At 58.9% G+C, this 20280-nt stretch carries 21 protein-coding genes, 1 tRNA gene and 3 pseudogenes; 12 read left to right on the top strand and 13 right to left on the bottom strand.

Annotated elements, in window-relative coordinates:
- The first annotated feature begins 243 nt into the window (after positions 1 to 243).
- On the top strand, positions 244 to 429 hold the full coding sequence (locus tag NJT13_RS01540) for a hypothetical protein (protein WP_254523732.1): 186 nt from the start codon (positions 244 to 246) through the stop codon (positions 427 to 429).
- Positions 430 to 589: 160 nt separating this feature from the next.
- On the opposite strand, the gene NJT13_RS01535 is transcribed toward NJT13_RS01540, so the two are convergent.
- Together NJT13_RS01535 and NJT13_RS23360 are read right to left on the bottom strand one after the other, a co-directional pair.
- Positions 590 to 1354, bottom strand: a complete 765-nt coding sequence (locus NJT13_RS01535; RefSeq protein ID WP_254523731.1) for an alpha/beta fold hydrolase — start codon at positions 1352 to 1354, stop codon at positions 590 to 592.
- Positions 1351 to 1593, bottom strand: coding sequence for a DUF7386 family protein (locus NJT13_RS23360; protein ID WP_425499776.1), 243 nt, complete (start codon positions 1591 to 1593; stop codon positions 1351 to 1353). Before NJT13_RS23360 ends, NJT13_RS01535 begins: the two co-directional genes overlap by 4 nt.
- A gap of 91 nt (positions 1594 to 1684) precedes the next feature.
- Between NJT13_RS23360 and NJT13_RS01530 the strand changes: the two genes are divergently transcribed.
- The 6 genes from NJT13_RS01530 (at position 1685) to NJT13_RS01505 (ending at position 7049) form a co-directional block, all read left to right on the top strand.
- Positions 1685 to 2632 (top strand): LLM class flavin-dependent oxidoreductase, encoded by a 948-nt coding sequence (locus tag NJT13_RS01530; protein ID WP_254525364.1) that lies wholly within the window; start codon positions 1685 to 1687, stop codon positions 2630 to 2632.
- Positions 2633 to 2996: 364 nt separating this feature from the next.
- Complete coding sequence (locus NJT13_RS01525; protein ID WP_254523730.1) at positions 2997 to 3434, top strand: helix-turn-helix domain-containing protein; 438 nt, start codon at positions 2997 to 2999, stop codon at positions 3432 to 3434.
- Positions 3435 to 3494: 60 nt separating this feature from the next.
- Positions 3495 to 3680, top strand: coding sequence for a hypothetical protein (locus NJT13_RS01520; RefSeq protein WP_254523729.1), 186 nt, complete (start codon positions 3495 to 3497; stop codon positions 3678 to 3680).
- Positions 3681 to 4235: 555 nt separating this feature from the next.
- A complete protein-coding gene (locus NJT13_RS01515; protein WP_254523728.1) occupies positions 4236 to 4694 on the top strand; it encodes a hypothetical protein in 459 nt (152 codons plus the stop codon).
- Positions 4691 to 5590: a class I SAM-dependent methyltransferase gene (locus NJT13_RS01510; RefSeq protein ID WP_254523727.1), complete on the top strand. Its 900-nt coding sequence runs from the start codon at positions 4691 to 4693 to the stop codon at positions 5588 to 5590. The genes NJT13_RS01515 and NJT13_RS01510 overlap by 4 nt, the downstream gene beginning before the upstream one ends.
- Positions 5591 to 5990: 400 nt before the next feature.
- A complete protein-coding gene (locus tag NJT13_RS01505; protein WP_425499799.1) occupies positions 5991 to 7049 on the top strand; it encodes an enolase-like domain-containing protein in 1059 nt (352 codons plus the stop codon).
- 59 nt (positions 7050 to 7108) lie between these two features.
- On the opposite strand, the gene NJT13_RS01500 is transcribed toward NJT13_RS01505, so the two are convergent.
- From NJT13_RS01500 to NJT13_RS01490, 3 genes are read right to left on the bottom strand one after another with little or no spacing between them, the layout of a single operon-like run.
- Complete coding sequence (locus NJT13_RS01500; RefSeq protein WP_254523725.1) at positions 7109 to 7762, bottom strand: FmdE family protein; 654 nt, start codon at positions 7760 to 7762, stop codon at positions 7109 to 7111.
- 22 nt (positions 7763 to 7784) lie between these two features.
- The gene (locus NJT13_RS01495) at positions 7785 to 9719 is read right to left on the bottom strand and encodes a heavy metal translocating P-type ATPase (RefSeq protein ID WP_254523724.1); all 1935 of its coding nucleotides are present in this window, start codon (positions 9717 to 9719) and stop codon (positions 7785 to 7787) included.
- A 6-nt stretch (positions 9720 to 9725) separates the two neighbouring features.
- Entirely contained in the window at positions 9726 to 9941 is a 216-nt protein-coding gene (locus tag NJT13_RS01490; RefSeq protein WP_254523723.1) for a heavy-metal-associated domain-containing protein, read from the bottom strand.
- A 198-nt stretch (positions 9942 to 10139) separates the two neighbouring features.
- On the opposite strand from NJT13_RS01490, the gene NJT13_RS01485 reads away from it, so the two are divergent.
- Positions 10140 to 10676: an ArsR/SmtB family transcription factor gene (locus NJT13_RS01485; RefSeq protein ID WP_254523722.1), complete on the top strand. Its 537-nt coding sequence runs from the start codon at positions 10140 to 10142 to the stop codon at positions 10674 to 10676.
- A 139-nt stretch (positions 10677 to 10815) separates the two neighbouring features.
- Positions 10816 to 11034: a hypothetical protein gene (locus tag NJT13_RS01480; protein WP_254523721.1), complete on the top strand. Its 219-nt coding sequence runs from the start codon at positions 10816 to 10818 to the stop codon at positions 11032 to 11034.
- A gap of 118 nt (positions 11035 to 11152) precedes the next feature.
- On the opposite strand, the gene NJT13_RS01475 is transcribed toward NJT13_RS01480, so the two are convergent.
- Positions 11153 to 11794 (bottom strand): helix-turn-helix domain-containing protein, encoded by a 642-nt coding sequence (locus tag NJT13_RS01475; protein WP_254523720.1) that lies wholly within the window; start codon positions 11792 to 11794, stop codon positions 11153 to 11155.
- A 276-nt stretch (positions 11795 to 12070) separates the two neighbouring features.
- Between NJT13_RS01475 and NJT13_RS01470 the strand changes: the two genes are divergently transcribed.
- A complete protein-coding gene (locus tag NJT13_RS01470) occupies positions 12071 to 14932 on the top strand; it encodes an MMPL family transporter (protein ID WP_254523719.1) in 2862 nt (953 codons plus the stop codon).
- Positions 14933 to 15152: 220 nt separating this feature from the next.
- Here NJT13_RS01470 and NJT13_RS01465 read toward each other — a convergent pair whose 3' ends face one another.
- Entirely contained in the window at positions 15153 to 15398 is a 246-nt protein-coding gene (locus NJT13_RS01465) for a hypothetical protein (RefSeq protein ID WP_254523718.1), read from the bottom strand.
- Positions 15395 to 15565: a DUF1059 domain-containing protein gene (locus tag NJT13_RS01460; protein ID WP_254523717.1), complete on the bottom strand. Its 171-nt coding sequence runs from the start codon at positions 15563 to 15565 to the stop codon at positions 15395 to 15397. Before NJT13_RS01460 ends, NJT13_RS01465 begins: the two co-directional genes overlap by 4 nt.
- A 192-nt stretch (positions 15566 to 15757) precedes the next feature.
- On the opposite strand from NJT13_RS01460, the pseudogene NJT13_RS01455 reads away from it, so the two are divergent.
- Positions 15758 to 16212: pseudogene (locus NJT13_RS01455) on the top strand (ferritin-like domain-containing protein).
- A 526-nt stretch (positions 16213 to 16738) separates the two neighbouring features.
- On the opposite strand, the gene NJT13_RS01450 reads toward NJT13_RS01455, so the two are convergent.
- A complete protein-coding gene (locus NJT13_RS01450) occupies positions 16739 to 17170 on the bottom strand; it encodes a hypothetical protein (protein WP_254523716.1) in 432 nt (143 codons plus the stop codon).
- Positions 17171 to 17360: 190 nt separating this feature from the next.
- Here NJT13_RS01450 and NJT13_RS01445 point away from each other — a divergent pair, with 190 nt between their 5' ends.
- Positions 17361 to 18635 (top strand): hypothetical protein, encoded by a 1275-nt coding sequence (locus NJT13_RS01445; RefSeq protein ID WP_254523715.1) that lies wholly within the window; start codon positions 17361 to 17363, stop codon positions 18633 to 18635.
- Here the strand turns inward: NJT13_RS01445 and NJT13_RS23355 are convergent.
- From NJT13_RS23355 to NJT13_RS01430, 4 genes and pseudogenes are all read right to left on the bottom strand, one after another.
- Positions 18613 to 18843 (bottom strand): annotated as a pseudogene (locus tag NJT13_RS23355) (hypothetical protein); the annotation flags it as partial. The gene NJT13_RS01445 and the pseudogene NJT13_RS23355 sit on opposite strands and share 23 nt — an antisense overlap.
- Positions 18832 to 19014, bottom strand: a pseudogene (locus NJT13_RS01440) (2Fe-2S iron-sulfur cluster-binding protein); the annotation flags it as partial. The pseudogenes NJT13_RS23355 and NJT13_RS01440, both read right to left, overlap by 12 nt.
- 277 nt (positions 19015 to 19291) lie before the next feature.
- A complete protein-coding gene (locus NJT13_RS01435; RefSeq protein WP_254523714.1) occupies positions 19292 to 19741 on the bottom strand; it encodes a universal stress protein in 450 nt (149 codons plus the stop codon).
- Positions 19742 to 20065: 324 nt separating this feature from the next.
- Positions 20066 to 20240, bottom strand: a tRNA-Trp gene (locus NJT13_RS01430).
- Between the last annotated feature and the right edge of the window lie 40 nt (positions 20241 to 20280).

The following is a 20280-nucleotide window of genomic DNA, read 5'->3' as shown; positions in this document are numbered from 1 at the left end:
GCGGCCGGTGCGGACGGGACTGATACGGACGAATCCGTCCGCGCTCCCCCGTATTTCGGTTCACAGGTTGTCGAGACGGATGCCACGGGGCGTGACCCCGAGACGGTCGACAGAGCGCCTACTCGAGATCAGAAATCCGCTCTGCCGAATCGGTCTCCGATACTTCGAACGATGAATTCACCGTCGCGACGGTTTCGCGCCGTTTAGAAACAGTTATCGGTTTGCTCGTAAACAGTATCCGATATGGCCGAATCAGACGCACAGCGGCAACGGACGATCGGCATCTGTGACGGCTGTGGGAAGGCAGCCGTCGTGTGGCTCTCGGCGGACGGGTCCTGTCGATCGGTGAGCGGCTACAACGCCTGCTCGTGTACCGAGGCCTCATTTCGAGCGGTAGAAGGCGACGAGTCGTCTCGGGACCGGGTCTGAACGGCCAGACGACTCAGTTCGAGGCCGTGCTGACAGAACCCCGAGCGCCACAATCGCGCTCCGTCTTCGGCACGATTCCGAGAGACGTCATCGATCGACGATTCGACGGAGCCGGGTCGTCCGATCGAAATTCGACATTCGACACGGTATCACCGGCGGATCAAGCTGTGAGATGGTCCTCGAGAAAGTCACCAACCAGTCGATTGAACGCAGTTGGACGCTCGAAGTTCGACGAGTGGCCAGCACCGTTCACGATGGCGGAGTCAACGTCCTCGAGACGCTCTGTCACCGCTTCGACTGCCGATCGAGGCATGAAGTGATCGGCCTCCCCCGCGATGAGGAACGTTGGAATCCCCGCCGTGACGAGACTGTTCGGATCGATCGGTAGGTCGTCGAGCGGTGGCCGTACGGCAGCGAATTCTGCCGGGCGATCGGTATTCAGAGCGTCGATAGCGTCCGAGAGAAACGACAATTCCGAGGTGAGCGGATCGACCGTCGGGAGTGTGTCCGCCGCTTTCTCGATCAGATCGCGATGCTCATCGGGTGGGAGGAGACCACCAGGGGTCCCGGAGAGTACCAGCGCGGCGGTGCGCTCGGGGTGCTGAGTGGCAAACGACGCAGCGGGCCAACCGCCCATCGAGTGGCCGACCACCGCAACGGTGTCGATCTCGAGGTGATCGAGGAACGCGGTGAGATCGGCTACGTGCGAGGCGACTCCGGGCCCGTCTTGCGCGTCGACGGACCGGCCAAACATCCGCTGATCCGGGACGAGACAACGATAGCGATCGGCGAACGCCGGCATCTGACGGAACCAGGACAGGTGATTTCCCCCGAAACCGTGGAGGAACACGACCGGTTTTCCGGTGCCGACATCCTGGTAGTAGAGATCGATGTCGTTGACGGTGACGCAGTCGTAATTCGTCATTCCTGACTCGACGCTTTACACGCAACGCACCATATAGTTTGGTTCACGTTGACAACCCCCCTGGAAACTGGCCGGACGAACCCCGACCCGTCTGCGACCGCTCGAATCGACTCGGGTTCGGACTCACCGCGAGCGTCCTCGACGATCGATCCGAACTCGATCCGGTGCGTGAGCGCACCATCGATCACCACAGTCGTCGGTGGAGCGTCGTATTCATCTTCGGCTTCGATTCTACGCATCCTGTGGACCCATCGCCCGTTCGGTGGTATCCAGCGTCGTCTTCGAGCCAACGTTTATACCACCTCACCCAATTCAATGTTAGTGGTTGGCATGGACGATATCGCCATCGGCGTTGGTCTCGGGCAGTTTCACGACGGATGCCCCGAACCCGAGGAGCTGTTTCGGTACGTCGAGCGGGCCGACGAGTTAGGAATCGATTCACTCTGGATGCCCGATCACGTTCTGTCCGAGCACCCAGCACTGGACCCCACCGTCCTGATGTCCGCGATCGCTGCGCGAACCCAGGACATCAAAATGGGGCCCAGCGTATTGACGCTCCCGGCTCGAAACCCGGTCGACGTAGCGAACACCTACGCGAATCTGGACTATCTCACGGGAGGGCGTGACCGGGTGATCATGGCAGTCGGTCTCGGGGCCGACCCCCGACTCTGCGAAGTCGTGGGTATTTCACCCGAGCAGCGAGCCGAACACCTCCGAGAGGCGATCGAACTCCTGAGACGCCTCTGGACCGAGGACGACGTCGATTACGACGGAGAGCACTATCACCTCGACGGTGCGACGGTAAACCCAAAGCCGGCTCGAGGGGCGCTGGACATCTGGATCGGAGGGAATAGTGACGCGGCCCTGCGCAGAGTTGCCGAGTACGGTGACGGCTGGTTCCCGGCTTTGATGTCGCCACAGGAGTTCGGTACGAAACTGGAGCGGTTGATGGAGTACTGTGAGGCGGCCGGACGAGAGGTCGATCGTGACGAAGCCGGTGTGATTCTGCTGTCTCACGTGGATCGGGACCCGGACCGAGCCCGTCGAGTTCAAGAACGAGTTCTCGAGCGCCGAGACCTCAGTATTTCCAGGGAGACGTTCGAGGAATGTACGGCGTTCGGGACCCCCGCGGAGTGCGTTGACACGATTCAGAACTACGTCGCCGCCGGGTGTACCAAGTTCGTTCTGATGCCGGTCGGACCGACGTCTGAACGCATCGGGCAACTCGAACTCTATCGTCGGGAAGTGATTCCGGAGTTTGCCCCATCAACATCGTAACTCATTGCTGCTCCGTTCCTGAGACTACCGCCAGCCTGTCTATCGAATTCTTCGAGCGCGAATGCATCCGACTCGAAGTGAGAGGACCTCCTCGAGACGTTCATTATCGCCAAGGAGAAGCGATCGAAACGCTCGACAGCGAGACTTGCCCCGTCGACGAGATATCGGCGCTGGACAGCCTCGATAGTTAGGACGGAAAGTCCACGCGGAACGCCACGCCCTTCAGGGCGTGGTAGCTTACTGAGTTGTCCCTGCTTTTGACCAACCGCTACATACTCTGGCTCAGCAGTGAACTCCTCGTTGTGGTAGTCGTCGTACGCGTAATACCAGTACCAGGCAAGTAAGTCGCTGCACTCCGACGAGGATGTTGCTGACGCACGAGCCGCGCACGCCCGGCTGGCGTGCGCACCTCGTCCAACGCCTCTCTGAAGTGCTTGCTATTGCCGAAAAATACGCAATCCTGTTCGATCGACCGCTCTCGATTACCGACGATGGTGTCGCCGTCACCGTCATCGCCACCAGCGAGTCGTTGCGGGCCGCCTTCACCGACGTCACAGAACGGATCCCGCTCTCCGTCGAGTGGGTAGGACAGTACACCCCCGAGCAACACGACGCAATCGAGTGGCTGACGTCCCGACAACGAAAAACCCTCGAAGTCGCTTACGAACTCGGATTTTACGAGATGCCGCGACAGGCATCCTACAGAGAGATTGCGGACGAACTCGATTGCGCCCCGAGCACGGCGAACGAACTACTCAGACGCGGCGAGGAAGCGCTTCTCGAAGGGATCCTCGACAGTTGACCGGATCTCTTTCTCGAAGCCGCTCGCTTTCAGGCCCCGCCCGCGACCATCGCCAGGAACATGGATCCGACCAAGGGGACCATCCAGCAGCGCGTCCGGATTTTGCAAGCCGCTGGACTCATCGAGAAGAAAGACGCGACCGGTGGGTACTACCACATCACCGGCGTCGGTCGACGATACTTGCAGGGCGAGTTATTGGACGAGGAGCGGGAAGGCCTCGAGCAGTTCGACCCGTCCGACATATAAGCCTCCCTCGGAATACTATAATCTCGATAGCTTTCCTGATAAAACAGCCGTTAGATCGGTGTGCGAGTATATCTAATTTTTCGATCCGGCCGAAACACTATAAATCAATCTCCCCTCCGAGTATATATGGCGACTGACAAAACGTCTTCACGCGTCGGCCTCTTATCCCGTCTGCCATGGAGTGTGAAACTCGGACTTGCACTGCTTAGCTTCGCGTATGGTGTGGCAACACTAACCGATACCATCACGGATCCTGTCCCAAACGACGTGTCGGCAGTCGTGTATTTTGTGGTGGCTGCTGGCCTGTTCACGCGAGCGATGCGTCTGAAGAGACAGTCATGAGGGATGTACAGAGTAACGAGCGACAGCTCGCCAGGCCACGTGAAATGTCTGATCAACGGATCTGAGAAACCGTGATTTTGGAAGGGGATGAAACCGGTCACATTACTGCTCGAGACAGTCTCTCTCCGAAGATTTCAACAAAACCACGTATAGCGTCTCCCCGAACCCCGATCCGCCACTCATTTTGCGTAGTAATTTGTATTGGAATCAAAGATGCCGACTGAAGCCACCGTGTACCGCGTCCTCCTCGCCATGGCCGACGATATCGGCCAGGAGCAAACTATCGCAAAGGACGTCGTCATCGACTGGAACTCCTCGACCGGCCGCAAGCAGGATATCTACCTCGAGCCGGTATCTGCCGTTCACGTCGATCTCGAGAAGGCCGACCTCGAGGAGGAGATCGACGCGGTCCTGGGGACGTTCTGGACGACCGTCGACGACACGAGAATGGGCGAAACGAGCCTCGTCGAGACGATGCGACGGCTCGCACTCGATGGGGAGACGCCGTCGATAATCGGGTTCTCGGAGCAGAACGTTCCGACGAGCACGCTCGATCCAGAATCGTTTTCGGCCGTCCAGGACTTCAGGGAGGAGTGCCGGAAGACGGGGTACTTCACGTACGAAACGCCAGAAGAGTACAGAGCAGGCTCCAGCAGTCCCTCTCTCGGATGATGGACGAGCTCCTTTCCGACCCGCAGAAGCCGTTTTTGGATGAGTCGGACCACGATGGACCGAGCGAGTACGACGTCGAGGTGGATCACGATCGACTGCAACTGTCTGCCGCAATTCATCGCGAACAGGACGTCCGGAATATCGAGCGAATCGTGGACCAGCTTCAGGAGCGAGACATCGAGCCACCGTATCGCGTCCTCGACGCGGGATGTGGCTACGGAACGGTCACCAAGAGTCGGTTCGGAAACGACGACCACTTCGATGTCGTCGCCATCGACCAGTCGCGAAATGCCCTCGAGATCGCCAAGGACCAGTACGCGGCGTCGAACATCGAATACCGCTGGCTCGACGTGAACAACCTCCCTGACGCCGATATCGGTACGTTCGACCCGGTCTTCGCCGCGTACCTATTTCACCATCTCGGGAACCAGGAATCCGTGCTGTCGCTCCTCTGGGAGGCCGTTCGAGACGGTGGCTATCTCCTGGTCCGAAGCTGCGAAGACGGACAGCATCTGCACTATCCACCGGACGAGGACATGGAGTGGGTCGTCGATCTCACTGACGACATCCCTGGGAGCAGCGATCGTACTCACGGCCGTCGACTCCCGACTCACACGAAGCGTCTCTCGCCAGAACCAACGGACGTCTGGCTGGATCTGGAGAACTATCACACCGTGGGATTGAGCAGTTCGGAACGACTGGAGTACTGGACGGTGTTCCACTCGAACCGACTCCATTATGCGAAAACGCGAGCGGAACGTGCCGACGCATCGATCGATGAGAAGCGTCTCTACAAACGGATGGCCGAAGCGATGGACACGCTCGAGCAGAAGATTACTGGGAACGAGCACGTCTTCGATGTGAAGAGTGTACCTGTGGCTGTTACCGTGAAATAATTTTCATCGTCGCTCTTCTGTAGGAGATCATCTCGTTTCGTAGGCGGACAGGGCGCCTCCGAAGGACGGATCGGAATCCGCTCCGTCCCGGCCGATTCTTGTCTCAATAACCTAACGCCTGTCACTTAAAGCGGGCGTTGAAAACTCGGCGCAGCCCTCTGAATGGCGGTTGCTCCCCACCGTGTCGCCTTCATCCTTGTCTGACGGCGGAGGTATTTACCTTGTAGTTGTTAGCGTTAACGGGGATAGATCGCAATAGATTTGTGATTACTGCACTATACTCCAATATGGAACAGCAGGCCCACCACGCCCGCTCGTCGCGTTCGTCCGCGAGTGTATTCGACCGTATTACTGGCACGGGAGTTGGTCTGCCCCTCGCGTGTGCCCTCTGGACCGCGACATGACGCTGTACGAGCGCATCGCAGACCTTCCGTTGACAATATCGGCTTCGGATCGGACCAGCCGTCGCCGAGAGATGGTGGGCGAGACGACTCGCGTCACCTCAACGTTCGTCCTGCTGGAAGATGAATTCGGCGCTGGTGAAGACATCACTCACGAGGCCATCGATCACGAAGCGTTGCCAGATACACTGCCGTTCGATTTCGCAGGCGAGTATACGTTCGACGAGTTCTCGCAGTCGCTCGAAGCCGTCGACCTCTTTCCGACGAAGCCACCCGAGCGCGAAGTCTCACGGTCGTATCGACGCTGGGCAATCGAGAGTGCCGCACTTGACCTGGCCCTCAAGCAAAACGACACGACACTGGCGTCCCGCTTCGGTCGGGAGCGCTCACCGGTTCGATTCGTCGTTAGTACTCCGGTCCCGGATGGGGACACGACTCGAGTCGAAGAAATACTCGCAGTCAACCCCACCTGCGAGTTTGCGCTTGAGCCGACCGATGGGTGGACCACGGATACCTTCGCGAGACTCACGGAGATCGACGCGGTCCGCGTACTCGATTTGAACGGCCAGTCCGACGGAGACGGCGACAGTCAAGCACCGAATCCCGAGCTCTATCGCCGGGTCTTCGGGACGTTCCCCGATGCCGTCATGGCAGATCCTGTCATCTCCGACGACGTACACGACCTGCTCGCGGAGGATTCAGATCGACTCTCGTTGGGTGCGTCGGTCCACAGCACAGCCAACCTCCGTGACGCGCCGTTCGAGCCGGACTGGTGTTCCATCGTCCCATCGCGATTCGGAACTGTCCGGTCGCTTCTCGAGACTATCGAGTACTGTGCGGAGCAGGACATCAGTATGTACGGCGGTGGGCAGTGCGAACTCTGTGTCGGACGTGGGCATATCCAACTGCTCGCGTCACTGTTCTACCCCGACGGGCCAAACGAAATCGCACCGCGAGCGTACAACAAACCGACGGTGAAAGCGGACCTGCGCTCAAGCCCTCTCGAGCCACCTGAGGATCCGACCGGGATGGAATGGAAGCAACTCGAATTCGAGTAGCGGGCGATGTGTGAACAGCTGCGAGGGTTCTACCCGATGTTGTTCTGCGATGCTCCGAGTCAAGACGGTACTGACTGGTCAACCGTGAAGAACTCGTCATCAGACAGAATGCGTTCGATACGACCGTGCCACGCTTCGCTGAACGCATCACGCTCCACCGAGGTCGCAGTCCCATCGATCAGTTTCTGGAGAGCCTGCGTCGCGGGACCGGCGGCCGGCACGTCGGCAACGTGGTACGTCACGCGAACTGATTCATCGGTGTCGGTTCTCGTGAATCCGAAGGCTGGATCGTCGCTCTCGAAGTCGCCGAAGTGAAGCGAGTCCTGCCTGCCACCGTATCCTCCTGCCAGTCCTACGAACCCGTCTTCTTCGGCCGCCCCCGTCACGTAGGAGACGATCCGCGACATCACGCCGTAGCTCGGGTCGTCTTTCGGTCCACCTGCAGTTACCTCGATCTCTCCACGGACAGGTGTGCAGTCTGGATACAGTGCGTCTAATCCAAGCTGAGCGATCCGGTAGGCACCAGAGGCAGTAGGACACGAGTGGCCTGCAGCCTTCACGACGTCCTTGTAGGTGATGACGAACGGCTCATTCGGTTCGAGAACTGTCAGCGCTTCAGCGACGGGATCACGGATGCGAATCGGCTCAGCGTTTTCGTAATCGACACGCCAGTTTGTCTGATCGACGTCGGGTGAATTTTCACTCGTTGTCATGGTGTATAGTGTGTCTTTGGGATCAGTACCGGAGTAGCCGCATTCCGTTGAGGATGACCGCGAGGACGCTAGCCTCGTGGACCAGCATACCGGTGGCGAGGGTGACGTAGCTCGTGAGCACGCCCGCGAGGAGAACGATCACGGTCAGCACCGCGAGCCCGACGTTCTCGAGGACGTTCCACCGCGTCGCTTTGCTCAGCGTGACCGCGTACGGGATGCGTTCGAGGTCGTCGGCCATCAGCGCCATGTCCGCCGTCTCGATGGCGGTGTCCGTCCCCGCAGCGCCCATAGCGATTCCCACGTCAGCAGTCGCCAACGAGGGAGCGTCGTTGATACCATCGCCCACCATCGCGACGACGTGGCCGTCGCCCTGGAGATCCTCGATGACGGTCTGCTTGTCCTCGGGAAGCAGTTCGGCACGGTACTCGTCGATGCCGACCTCTTCGGCGACCGCGGCGGCGGTCCGCTCGTTGTCGCCGGTGAGCATCACCGTCTCGATGCCGGCGTCCTGGAGCGCTGCGACGACGCCGGGGGCAGCCTCCCGGAGTTCGTCACGCATCGCGATCACGCCGATGACAGTCCCGTCGCGAACGACATGGACGGTCGTGGCGCCGCTCGCTTCGCGGCCACGGACGTAGTCAGCGATGGCTTCAGGGACGTCGATACCACGGTCGTCAAGCAGCGCACGGTTCCCGACGATGATTTCCTGGCCGTCGTAGTGAGCGACGACGCCCTTCCCGAAGACCACCTCGAAGTCGTCCGGATCGGGAATCGATTCCATCGTGGCACCCCTGGCCGTCTGATTCGTATCGCTCTCGTCCATCACTGTCCTGCCACCGTCGGTGGCTGCCCGTGAATGCTCGTGGGCGGCGTCGATGATGGCGTCCGCGAGGTGGTGTTCGCTCTTCTTCTCGGCGGTCGCCGCGAGTCCGAGCACTTCACCGTCATCGGTTCCGAATCCCTCGACGTCCGCGACGGTCGTCTCGCCCTTCGTGAGCGTCCCCGTCTTGTCGAAGGCGACGAGGTCGATCTTGCTGGCCCGTTCGAGGTGTTCGCCTCCCTTCATAAAGACGCCAGAGCGTGCGGCGTTCCCGATGGCGGAGACGATGCTGACCGGCGGTCCGATGACGAGGGCGCCGGGACAGCCGATCACTAAGAGCGTCAGCGATAGAATGGCGTTCTGAGTGACGGCGTAGGCGCCGATAGCCAGGACAATCACGCTCGGCGTGTAGTACTTGGCGAACCGGTCGATGAGGCTCTCCGTCGGTGACTGGGCTTCCTGGGCTTTCTCGACGCGGCGGATAATGCGTTCGAGTGTCGTATCCGAGCCCGAACCAGTCGTGCAGATCTCAAGGGCCCCCTCTTGGTTGACCGTGCCGGCGTACACCTCGTCGCCGTCGGCCTTGTGTACCGGGGCGCTCTCCCCGGTGACCGGTGCCTGGTTGACGGCACTCTCGCCGTCGACAACGTCACCGTCGACCGGGATTTTCTCGCCTGGTTTGACGATGACGACCTCGTCCTCCTCGACTTCGCGAGCAGGTACTTCCTGCTGTTTTCCGTCGCGGCGAACGGTGGCCGTCTCGGGAGTCATCTCCAGCAGTTCCTGAAGTGCGTTGCGGGTCTTGCGCATCGTCCTCCCTTCGAGGTAGCTGCCGAGACTGAACAGGAAGACGACAGCGGCAGCCTCCCAGTACTCCCCGATGAGGATGGCACCGACGGCAGCGAATGTCACCAGCGTCTTGATGCCGAGCGTCCGGTTGGTGACCTCGTGGTACGCGGTCTTGGCGATGTCGTAGCCGCCGATGATCGCTGCGAGGATGAGGATCACAGCACTCGCCGTGTCGAGGCTAGTGAGATACCCGAGGCTCCAGCCGCCACCGTAGAGCAGGCCGCTCGTTGCAGTGACGATGGCCTTCCTCTGTTTCCGGTAATACCGTTTTGCTGATTGCGTATTCATGGACCGTTAGGCGGTTTGAGGCGTGTATCCCTGGTTTTCGATTGTCTGTGCGAACGTGTCGGGGTCGGCGCGGACGTCGTCGTAGTTGATCTCCACGCGGCCGGTCGTGTAGTGTACCTCGACGGATTCGACGCCCTCGACGTTCGAGAGCGCTCGTTCCACAGTGCTTGCACAGGTCGGACAGTCGAAGTCCAAGACACGGAATTGGGTCGTTTCGCTCATTCCGGTTCCATGTAGCGCCCAGATCACAATAAGTATTTTTTAGATGATATGTTTGAATAAGCACACAGCCCATAGGAATGGACAAATGGGTCGTCTAGAGCTTTCGTCGGTTCGATCCGGCGCGAATCTTATCCGTGGCCTGCGTTCTTCCCGCTGTCACCCACCACCTTTTCCCTGCGTGCCTGCCTCGTTCCGCATATGAGCACGTTTGATGGCGATCATCAACTCCACGACATCGCGGTTCGAGATACGCGCGTCTCCGACGCGATCGACGAACCGATGCGGGCGATGATCCTCGATATTCTCGCAGACGAAACGCTGACGGCGACCGACGTTCACGAGCGACTTGACGATCGGGGCATCGATCGTACCGAGAACACCGTCCGCCATCACATCAACGAACTGCGTGATGCCGGACTCGTAGACGTCGTTCGGTTCGAAGAGGGCCGCGGTGGCACTACGAAGTACTACGCCGCAAACACGATCGTGCTCTCCTACTCGCTTCCCGATGGGGCCGACGCTGCAGTCGAGGAGATGGTTGACGCGGTACAACCCCAGATCGAGGATGCTCTGATCATGTTGACTGATAACTACGCCGACGTCATTGAAGATATTAGTATGGATATGCAACCCTGTGAACACTGTCGGACACAGAAGTACGAGACGTACGTGTTACTGAACGTCTTCCGACACGCGTTCGTCCGTGCCCATCAGAAGGGAGACCAACTGCGATAGCCCAAAAATCACCTCATCGTCCGTACGAAGATATCAGTTGAGCTGTGCACTGTCCCTCTTCACGTTCGACTTCCCATCACCCCTTCGGAACCGTGTTTCGACCCGAGTACTAAATAACAGCCTGTGAAATAGTACCACGATGAGTGACACTTCAGATCAATCCGATAACGATCCAAGTTCAGAAACCTCCGAACGCGACGAGCTCCGTACGATGGCGTTCCGGATGCGAGAAATTCAGCGGCTTCTCAGCGTCCGAGTCGAACAGGAAAACCGCAGACTCGAAGCCGAAGGTATCGAACCCGTTCCTACTGCCCGCTTTCAGGAGCAACTCGTGCCGGAGGATGGCCCAGAGGAGTAACCGTCGGCGTCGAACGTCCGTGGCAAGTCTCTGGCCCGACCGATCCGGGAATGGTTCCGTAACGCGGCACCAAATATCGTAGCGTGGTGCGCATCCGTCGATGCACACCCGGGACGAGTTACGCTTCCATGTGCTCCTCGATGAACCAGTGGATGATGTGGCCCTCGGCACGATGGAGCACATCGCTACACGTTGCGTTCGCGACGCCGAGCGTCTCGGCTACGTCACCCAACGTCGATTCCCGTGGTGCGCGGTAGTAACCGGCTTTGACGGCGGCCATCAGCACCTCTTGCTGGCGGTTAGTCAGCAATTGGTCAGCCTGGCTCGCATCGATCTCACGAACGTACTCGATAGAAAATCCGATACCCATATCGTCGAGGTGGTCGCGGAGGCTCGAGAGGCGACTCGTCGATGTCGTCACCTCCCACGTGGCCTCCCCATCCTGGATATCGAAGGGCATCTTGAGCGGCACGCCGGCCCGCCAGACCGGGAGGAGCGGGAGTGGATTCGCCGTCTGTATCTGGAGGAGCGCTTCGTCGTCGTGTTTCCAGAGCAGATCGAGGTCCTCGATGTCGTCACGAGCCTGAATGTCGGTGATGATAGGCAGCGGGTCGGTTGCAACGAGTCGGACGAGTCCAATACCGGTTTCTTCACTTGGGATACTCGTAACGACCTGGAATACTACCTCCGGATGAGTGGTTGAGAGGTCACCAATCCAGGTATGATCTGGAATATCTATCGCGAGTTTCGCGTGTGGCATCGTCGGTAGGTCACCCTAACAGACCGCTTATAATAGCGCTAGTTACGAATATATTAGGTCACACCTCGACAATTCGTACTGATCACTAACCGGCCGAGGAGTATACAGACACGTAATGTCGATACTCCACGAATACGTGGCAATAGGACCGTACTCTCAATTTCCCGTCGTCTGGACTTCTATTGACGGTAAACTGTCTCGCGTGAAGCGTGACGTGGCAACTGCTGTGTCTCGTGTCACGTTCACGTCTTCGAAACCGAAGGTGAGTCTTCAGTAATGTTCGACACGAGCGAGTGGATCACGGACAATGCACGGCTCGTCATCGCGGTCATGCTCATCGCGTCCGCGATTGTCGCCGCTGGAGTGCCGATGGTCGACCGCTCGACATCGCTCGACCAGTTCCAGACCGACGCCGACGAGGCTGGTGCCCTCGATTACGTCGACGCAAATTTCTCTAGCGGGACGACGGACACGACATCCGCACAGGTCATCGTCCAGGACGACGACGTCCTCGATAAGGAGACGCTCGTTTCCATGCTCGAATACGAGCGAGCGCTCCAAACCAACGAAACAATCAACGAGACACTCGTCGAGAACGACTCCACCCAAAGTGTCGCAAACTTAGTCGCGACCGCAACAATCCGCGACGACCGGGCCACTGCGCTTCAGACTCGCGAACACGAATTGGCTAGGACAGAAGCGGAACTCGCGGGTACCCTCAATTCGCTCGCAAGCAACCCGAACGCGAGCGTCCGATCCGCGTTCGATGCCGTCGACGCCAACACGTCAGTGACCCTCACCGAGGAGGATTACGCTCTGTTCGCAGACGCTGTCGAGGAGCGACGCGAATCGACTGACAGAAACGCAACGACCGACAGAACTGCGATGGCTGCGGCTCAAAACGAGACAAGAGACAGTACGAGGAACGTCACGGAACAGATACTCGCGGACGAGTACGCAAGCCTCGCCGAGGACAAGAGGGAGTTAGCGAACCTCGACCCCACACTTGAGAATCAGACCGAGGAACTCCGATCGCTGAACGATTCGGAAGTCGAGACCCTCATCGCGGATGTACTGGGCGGAGATTCGAACCAGTCGGCACGGGCACTCGCCTTCATGCCCGACTACTACGAACCAGAATCCACTGAGACAAACGCGACGCTGCTCGTCGTAACCCAGGAGACTGCAGGCGGGTCGTTCGCGCCCGGTGACGCGCCAGACGAGATCGAAGACGCGCAGGCCGCCATGACGGACCTAGCGCCGGACGACTCGATGTCCATCTTGATCTACGGTGACGGGATCGTCTCGACGGAGATTACGGGCTCGATGATCGACAGTGTCCTGCTGGTCGGCCCGCTGGCAATCGCGTTCGTCTTGCTCGTGCTCGTGGTCGTCTACCGGGACCTGCTCGACATCGTGCTCGGCCTCCTCGGGATCGCTCTCGTCCTCGTGTGGACGTTCGGTGTGATGGGGTGGTTCGACATCGCATTCAGCCAGCCGTTCATCGTCGTGCTCGTCCTGTTGATCGGCCTCTCTATCGACTATGGCCTCCATGTCGTGATGCGTTATCGCGAGGCCCACGGGTCCAGCGAAATACCACCCACTCGTGCCATGGCTGTCGCACTCGGGAGTGTCGGGATTGCACTCGTCTACGTCACTACGACGACCGTCATCGGCTTCCTCTCGAACCTCACGAGCCCGCTCGGGGTCTTCCGCGAACTCGGCGTCGTCAGCGCCATCGGTATCGTGGCAACGCTTCTCGTCTTCGGTCTTCTCATTCCGGCGCTGAAAGTCGAACTCGACGAACTGCTCGAACGCCGGGGAATTGACCGAGTGAAACCTGCGGTCGGAACCGGGGGCGGGCTGATCAATCGCCTACTGGATACGGGTGCGACACTAGCGACGAAGGCACCCTACGTCGTCATCGCCGTTGCGCTCCTCGTCAGCGCTACGGGTGCGTACGGAGCGACAGATATCGACGCCAACTTCGAACGGTCAGACTTCCTCGCGGAGGATCCCGACGACTGGTTGAAAGACCTCCCCGGTCCGATCGCGCCCGGGACGTACACTGCGGGAACGGCAATCGATACGCTCGACCGGGACTTCGTCAGACAGGACACCACAGCCACAATACTCGTCAGAGGCGACGTGACTGATCCTGCGGCACTCGACCGGCTCGACGCCGCACGCACGAACGCAAGCGACATGTCGGCGACGGCGACATACGCCGACGGTAAGCCCGCAGTGACCGATCCGATCACAGTGATGGCCCGCGTCGCGGCGGACAACGAGTCGTTCAACCGGACGCTGTCGGTCGCCGACACCGACGGCGACGGCATCCCCGACGAGAACGTGACCGCTGTCTACGACGAACTCTACCGGGTTGCACCCGAGGAGGCCGCCGATGTCGTCCACCGGGAAGACGGTGAGTACCAGGCCGTCCGGATGGTCGTGACCGTCGACAGTGGAGTCAACGACGATGTCGTCCGCGACCAGATGGAGTGGATTGCCGACGACGCCGACGGGGATGGTATTTCCGTGACTGCGACGGGTGACGTCATCGTCAACCAAATCACGGCCGACCAGCTCGCGGAGACGGCGCTCCTGAGTCTTGTCGTTGCGCTACTGTCGGTACTTGTCGTCCTCGCGGTAGCCTACCGGCTCACGGAAGAGAGCGCGTCACTTGGCATCGTCACGATCGTGCCTGTCGGGTTCACCTTGACGTGGGTGCTCGGGACGATGGCGCTGCTTGACATTCCGTTCAATATCGTCACTGGTATGATTACTGGGCTCACCATCGGGCTCGGTGTCGACTACAGTCTCCACATCAGCGAGCGGTTCAATCAAGAACTTTCCGAGGCAAAAACGGTTGCGGCGGCGTTACACGAGACCGTAACCGGGACCGGCGGCGCCCTGCTGTCGAGCGCGGCGACGACTGCCAGCGGATTCGCCGTGTTGCTCGTCGCGATCCTGCCGTTCCTTCAGTCGTTCGGCTTCATCACCGCGCTGACGATCGTTTTTGCGTTTCTCGCCAGCGTGTTCGTCCTTCCGAGCCTGCTGGTCGTCTGGGCCCGGTTCATGGGCCATAACACGGTCACGGAAAGGGCCGACACGGTCACCGGCGGAATCGAACAGTAACGCACTCACGGTCAATCTTGACGCGACGCGTGCGATTCACCGCCCCTACATCTTGCCTGACCAGTCTATTCCGGTAACGGTCTCGTTCCGGAACGTTCGTAATCGGGTATCACTCCGAGAGACAGTCCCAGGCGAGATTGCAGTCGTCGATGTCGTCCCCGAACCAGTTGCCATAAACCAGTGCGATAGGCATGTGACAGTGTTCTGGGACGTCGGCGAGTCACCGTCCGAGGTGGACCTCAAGCACACGGTCGAACTCCTCGGAGAAGTGGCGGGCGGCCGGTATTCGGTCAACGGTGACGAGACAGCTACCGGCGTCAAGGACGTCTTTCAGCGAGTTCTCGAACGTGGCACAGTCACCGACTTGGACATTGAGGTAGCCGTTGAACGCGACGACGTCACGTCCACGGAAGTCGACCGACTTCGCCGTGCCTGGCTCGAAGGGGATTGAGTCCAGCAGTATCACTCGACGTCGACGGTCTCCATTCGCTCGCGGATTACGCCCTCGGGCGGCGGGGATTTCTCGTGTCGTTCTTCCGAATGTCGTTGGACCTGTGCGATGACCTCTTCTTCGTCCGCGGCTCGAATCAGGAACACGCAGTCCGGGGCCGCACACTCGAATTGATACGCCATATGTACGATACACGTCCCCAAACTCGTTAATCCATCCCCCGAGTACTGTCCGTGATAGCCTGTATCTTAACTACTGGGGGTTCGACGGGGCCGGCGCTACCTCGAGCCGGGGTTGCGTGCCCTTTGAGCGCGTTTTGGGACAACGGGAATCAGCGACGGGTATCTCGGCGTCTGGATGGAAGTATAACTCGTATGACCTCAGACCGCGTCATCGACCTGCTCCAGAAGGCCTACGGCACGAGATGGAGGCCGTGATGAACTACCAGACGAACGCGATCGTCCTCGACGGCGTCCGTGCCGAAGAGATCAAGCAGAGCCTCCAGCAAGACATCCAGGAGGGACTGACCCACGCCCAGCAACTTAGGAACCGTCTCAAGCAACTGGACGCCCGACCGCCCAGCTCGGCGGAGTTCACTCCACAGCAGGACTCGCTACAACCGCCCGAGGATTCGACTAACGTGCTTTCGGTTATCCGAGGCGTTCTCGACGCTGAAGAGGGCACTATCGAGACGTATCGATCGCTCATCGACGCTGCCGAGGACGCTGACGATCCGGTCACTGAAGACCTTCCAGTGACGATTCTCGCCGACGAGGAGGGCCACCGAACCGAATTCCGGGGCTTCGAAAAGGGGTATCAAGACGATTGAGACACCTCGCCAGGGAGCGTAACGCGCACAATGTCGTCCCACACGAGATGGGCGGGAATGTGACCGGTTCGAGTACTCAAGCGGCCGTCGCTTCACGATCCCGGTCGGAGGCCCTTCGTGCCTCCAAATAGAGGTGCGCGAGAACGACGATAAGTGCCGCCTGAAGCGCTTTGTCCACGTACCCGAGCATCGTTGAATTCGCCGACGTTTGCTACGTACCAGAGCGGGAACTGTACTGCCGTATAGACGATTCCCACCAGATAGAGAAGGGAGCGTCGATAATCTAAGAGGAACAGTACGGCGGCGCCGAGGAACCCGACTCCTGCGAGCGAAACGGGAATCCATCCTTCGATAAATCCGGCGTAGACGTGGATGACTCCCGTTATCAGGACGAGCAATATCGCAAGCCAGTGGGTTGTGGTGAGTGAGTCTGTCTCGATGTAGCTGCTAACTGTTTGTCCCATGGATATTATATATACTGCGAGCAATTAAACTCACCTTCGAACATTTTCGCTATGCTCTCGAGTTACAGGGATTTCGAACCGTCGATGTCCATTCGTACGAGTTCGAGTGCGAACAGCGCCGTCGCCACGACAATTGAAGCTGCCCCGACCAGAACCAGTACGGGGGGTAGATTGAGATAGATTTCCGAGAGGATACCGATCGGCATGAGAAGTCCGGCCAGCGCCAAGAGCGAGATCCACCGGGCACGACGCTGGCGCACGGGCAACCACAGGAGCAGTGCCCCGAAGACGATATTGAGCAACGAAAACAGGTTTCCGTGGGCGTGCGCGAGGCGCGCCTCGAAGTGCGGGCTCACATTCGATCCCGCAATCCAGGCCTCACGGCTCGGGGCGAAGTCGCGCATATAGATCAGAAAGAACCCGTAGAGCATGAACAAGACCATCACTCCAAGGCCGATTCCGATGTTCCACTTCCCGGTAGCCGAGTCGGACATATGGCGTGTGAATCACTGACCATCGACATAGTTATTAGGCGAATTGAGGGAAGGGTATCGCTGGAAAAGTATAGTCTCTGAATTGTATCAGCGTATTCGCCCACGAGACGCTAACTGAGCTCGAAAATATTCGATATACGCTATGATATCCGTAGGAACTCCTTTCGGGCCTGCGTCCGTATGCGTAACTATGGCACGCCACCCGATTCGGTTCACCCCGTTCCACCTCGCAGGCGGGCTGTTCCTGCTCGCTGGCCTCGTATTGGCTGTCTATCACGGCCTCGAGCAGTTCAATCTCGTCCCGCGTCTCGGCTGGGTTTCGTGGAGTCACATCCACTTCGTAACGATCGGCGGCTTCACGCAGCTCCTGTTCGGAATGCTCCCCCAGCTCACAGCTCGGAAACTCGAGCGTCCACTTCCCTCGAAGTACTACGACTGGCTGAATTTCATCGGATTGAACGGTGGATTTCTCCTGCTGTGGTACGGACGCGGATGGGGTCACACCTGGGCGTTCGATGGCGGACTCATCGCGATCTGGCTCCTCGTCGCCGGGTTGCTGGTAGTGATGCTGCGGATGGTTATGCAAAGCGATCGGGCGTGGAACGCGACGACCGGGCTGTACCTAGTGTCGGTCTTCGTGTTCCTCTGGGGTATCACGTACGCGTACGGGCTGTTCGCCCACGTCTGGCAGGTTCCCGGCGGCTGGCTCGGATTACGCGAAGCGCACGTCCACGCTAACGCGTGGGGCTTTCTCGGGCTCGCGGCCATCGGCACGCTCTACGACCTCTTTCCTCGTCTGCTCGGTACCGATCTCTACAGCGAGAGGTTACGGAACTACTCGGCGTGGTTCTTCGTCGCCGGCATTTTTCCACTGGTTACCGGCCCCTGGATCGGGATGGGCCGGACAGTCACGGCGACCGGGCTGGTCCTCTTCGCGACGGGATTTGCACTGTACCTGTACAACCTCGTCCAGACGTATCGGTCGACAGACTCCCGGTCGGGTATCGCGTTGTCAGTGCTGGTAGCCCAGTTCTGGATGCTCGGGCCGGCGGGGTTCGCACCGTTCGTTCTGTTCGGCGTCGAGTGGGTGGATCCGGCGTATATCGAAGACGGCGCGCTTCACTTCTTCTTCGTGGGGTGGGCGCTCCCCATCGCACTTGCCGGCCTGCTACTCTACTTCCGGAATCTCCCTGCCCTGCGCGAAGGGCATTTGGACGCCGATCTCATCCCAGGTGGAAACATCCCGTCAGTGATCTCAACGTGGATGGTCTGGGTGTGGAATATCGCAATTTTGGTGGTTGGTGTCGGCTTCTTCTATCAGGATCAGTCGTGGTCAGCGTATCTCTTCGGGCCCGGATATACCGCACTCGTCATCTTGTGGCTCTATGAACTGGTACAAGCGTTCCGCTTACGTTGGACACTCCAGACCGATCCCGAGACGACTACAGACAGAGGTCTCCACTGAAAACTCTCCTCCTGTTATGAGTAGGGGAGTCTCGGTCTACAGTTTGAGCATCAGTTAGTGATGTCACTCCAGGTGGGTTTGGGAGAGACAGATCGACGCGCCGGAGCAGTTGTGCGTTGATGACGGCGATTGCCGTACTCAACGACATCAGAAGCGTACCAACAGCAGGTGACAGCAGGATGGCAATCGGCGTTAGAATAGCCGCCGCATGCGAGAGCGGCTCGACGCGGACAGGCTCGTCAAGATCGGAAGTTTGCGTTTGACAGCCGAGACGCTGGCTCCCGTTGATGAACAATCCGTCACTCCCACACACCACCATTTGACACGAATGGCGGAATGTGAGGCTTGAATCGAAGTGATCACGAGCGTAGATAAGTGCGGGTCGTCTCCAACATCGGACTGTGTTCATAACCTGTTATGGGAAATTGGATATTAAAAGCAACGACCCGAGCGTGGAATATCCAGTAGTGCCAGCAAGCGTGGTCAATGGAGGAGTTGTCGGCTGTATCCCCGTCCTGAAGGGCAGGGTTTTAGCCTTGTAACTTCCATAACAGGGGACTATCCGAATAGCTGCCCCCGAGGACGTACACGACTGCCTCATTGACGAGCAGACGCTTCGAAACCCGGGGCGTCAGAATCCTACTGAGTCTCCGGGTTTATTCGTCGACTTCCGTTTTCACGACGACTGTCGGCCGAGTGGTTAGTCTAAGCACGCGCTCGGTTACACTCCCGAGTAGCGCGCGGTATTCCGCTGGCCGGTGTTTCGTGCCGAGGACGACCATATCGATATCTTGCCGATCTCCGTACTCGAGTATCGTATCGACAGGATGTCCGTGTTTTACTGCCCCGATCATCTCGACCCCACTGTCTTCCGCACTACTCCGGACCTCCTCGATGGCTTCCTGTCCGAGTTCTTCGAGTCCATGCTCAGGCCCCTCTGCCTCGTCGACATACTCGTCCCCACTGTATGCCGTATAGATGCTCTCATCGACGACGAATAGAGTATGAAGGGTAGCATTGTGTGTCTCGGCGAGTTCGATTGCATGGGATTCCGCGTTCTTCGACGCAATCGTGCCATCCGTGGCGAGTAGAATCTGGTCGTACATAGAACACCCTTCGTTCAGCTAGCCGATAAGGGTGGTCATCACAATGAATCGACGAATTGGAGCGAAACGCTGTTATTCGTTCTTTTTGGCGAGAACGATCAATGCAGTACTATCGTCTGACTGACCGTCGAGCAGCAACGTACAGCGCGCACCGCACTCGGTGCACCGAAATTCCCGGCTCTTCGTCGGCAGCGGATTGGCCGACTGATTCTGCCGAAGGCGTTCCGCATCTGCCTCGGAAATCGTCACGCCGACCACCTCGGCGCAATTATTTCACTTCCGACAATTCCAATTCGTACGAATCCGGTAGAGTTAAAGGCTGTATGGGGTCGGAGGGATTTGAACCCCCGATCGACTGATATCTCCGGTGCGCCTCGGAACTCCAGAGGGTCATCACACGGACACTGATCAGGTGTCCGATCAGTATATCAGTCTGGAGTGTCGTCCCGGGCGCGGTGCCTCTGGAGTCAGTCGCCATGCCTGGCTTGGCCACGACCCCGCGTATTTCCGTTGGCGTATCCTGCCTAAAGTGGTTTCGA

The organism is Natrinema caseinilyticum, from assembly GCF_024227435.1.
Classification (GTDB): Archaea; Halobacteriota; Halobacteria; order Halobacteriales; family Natrialbaceae; genus Natrinema; species Natrinema caseinilyticum.
This window is presented reverse-complemented; position numbering and strand designations above follow the sequence as displayed.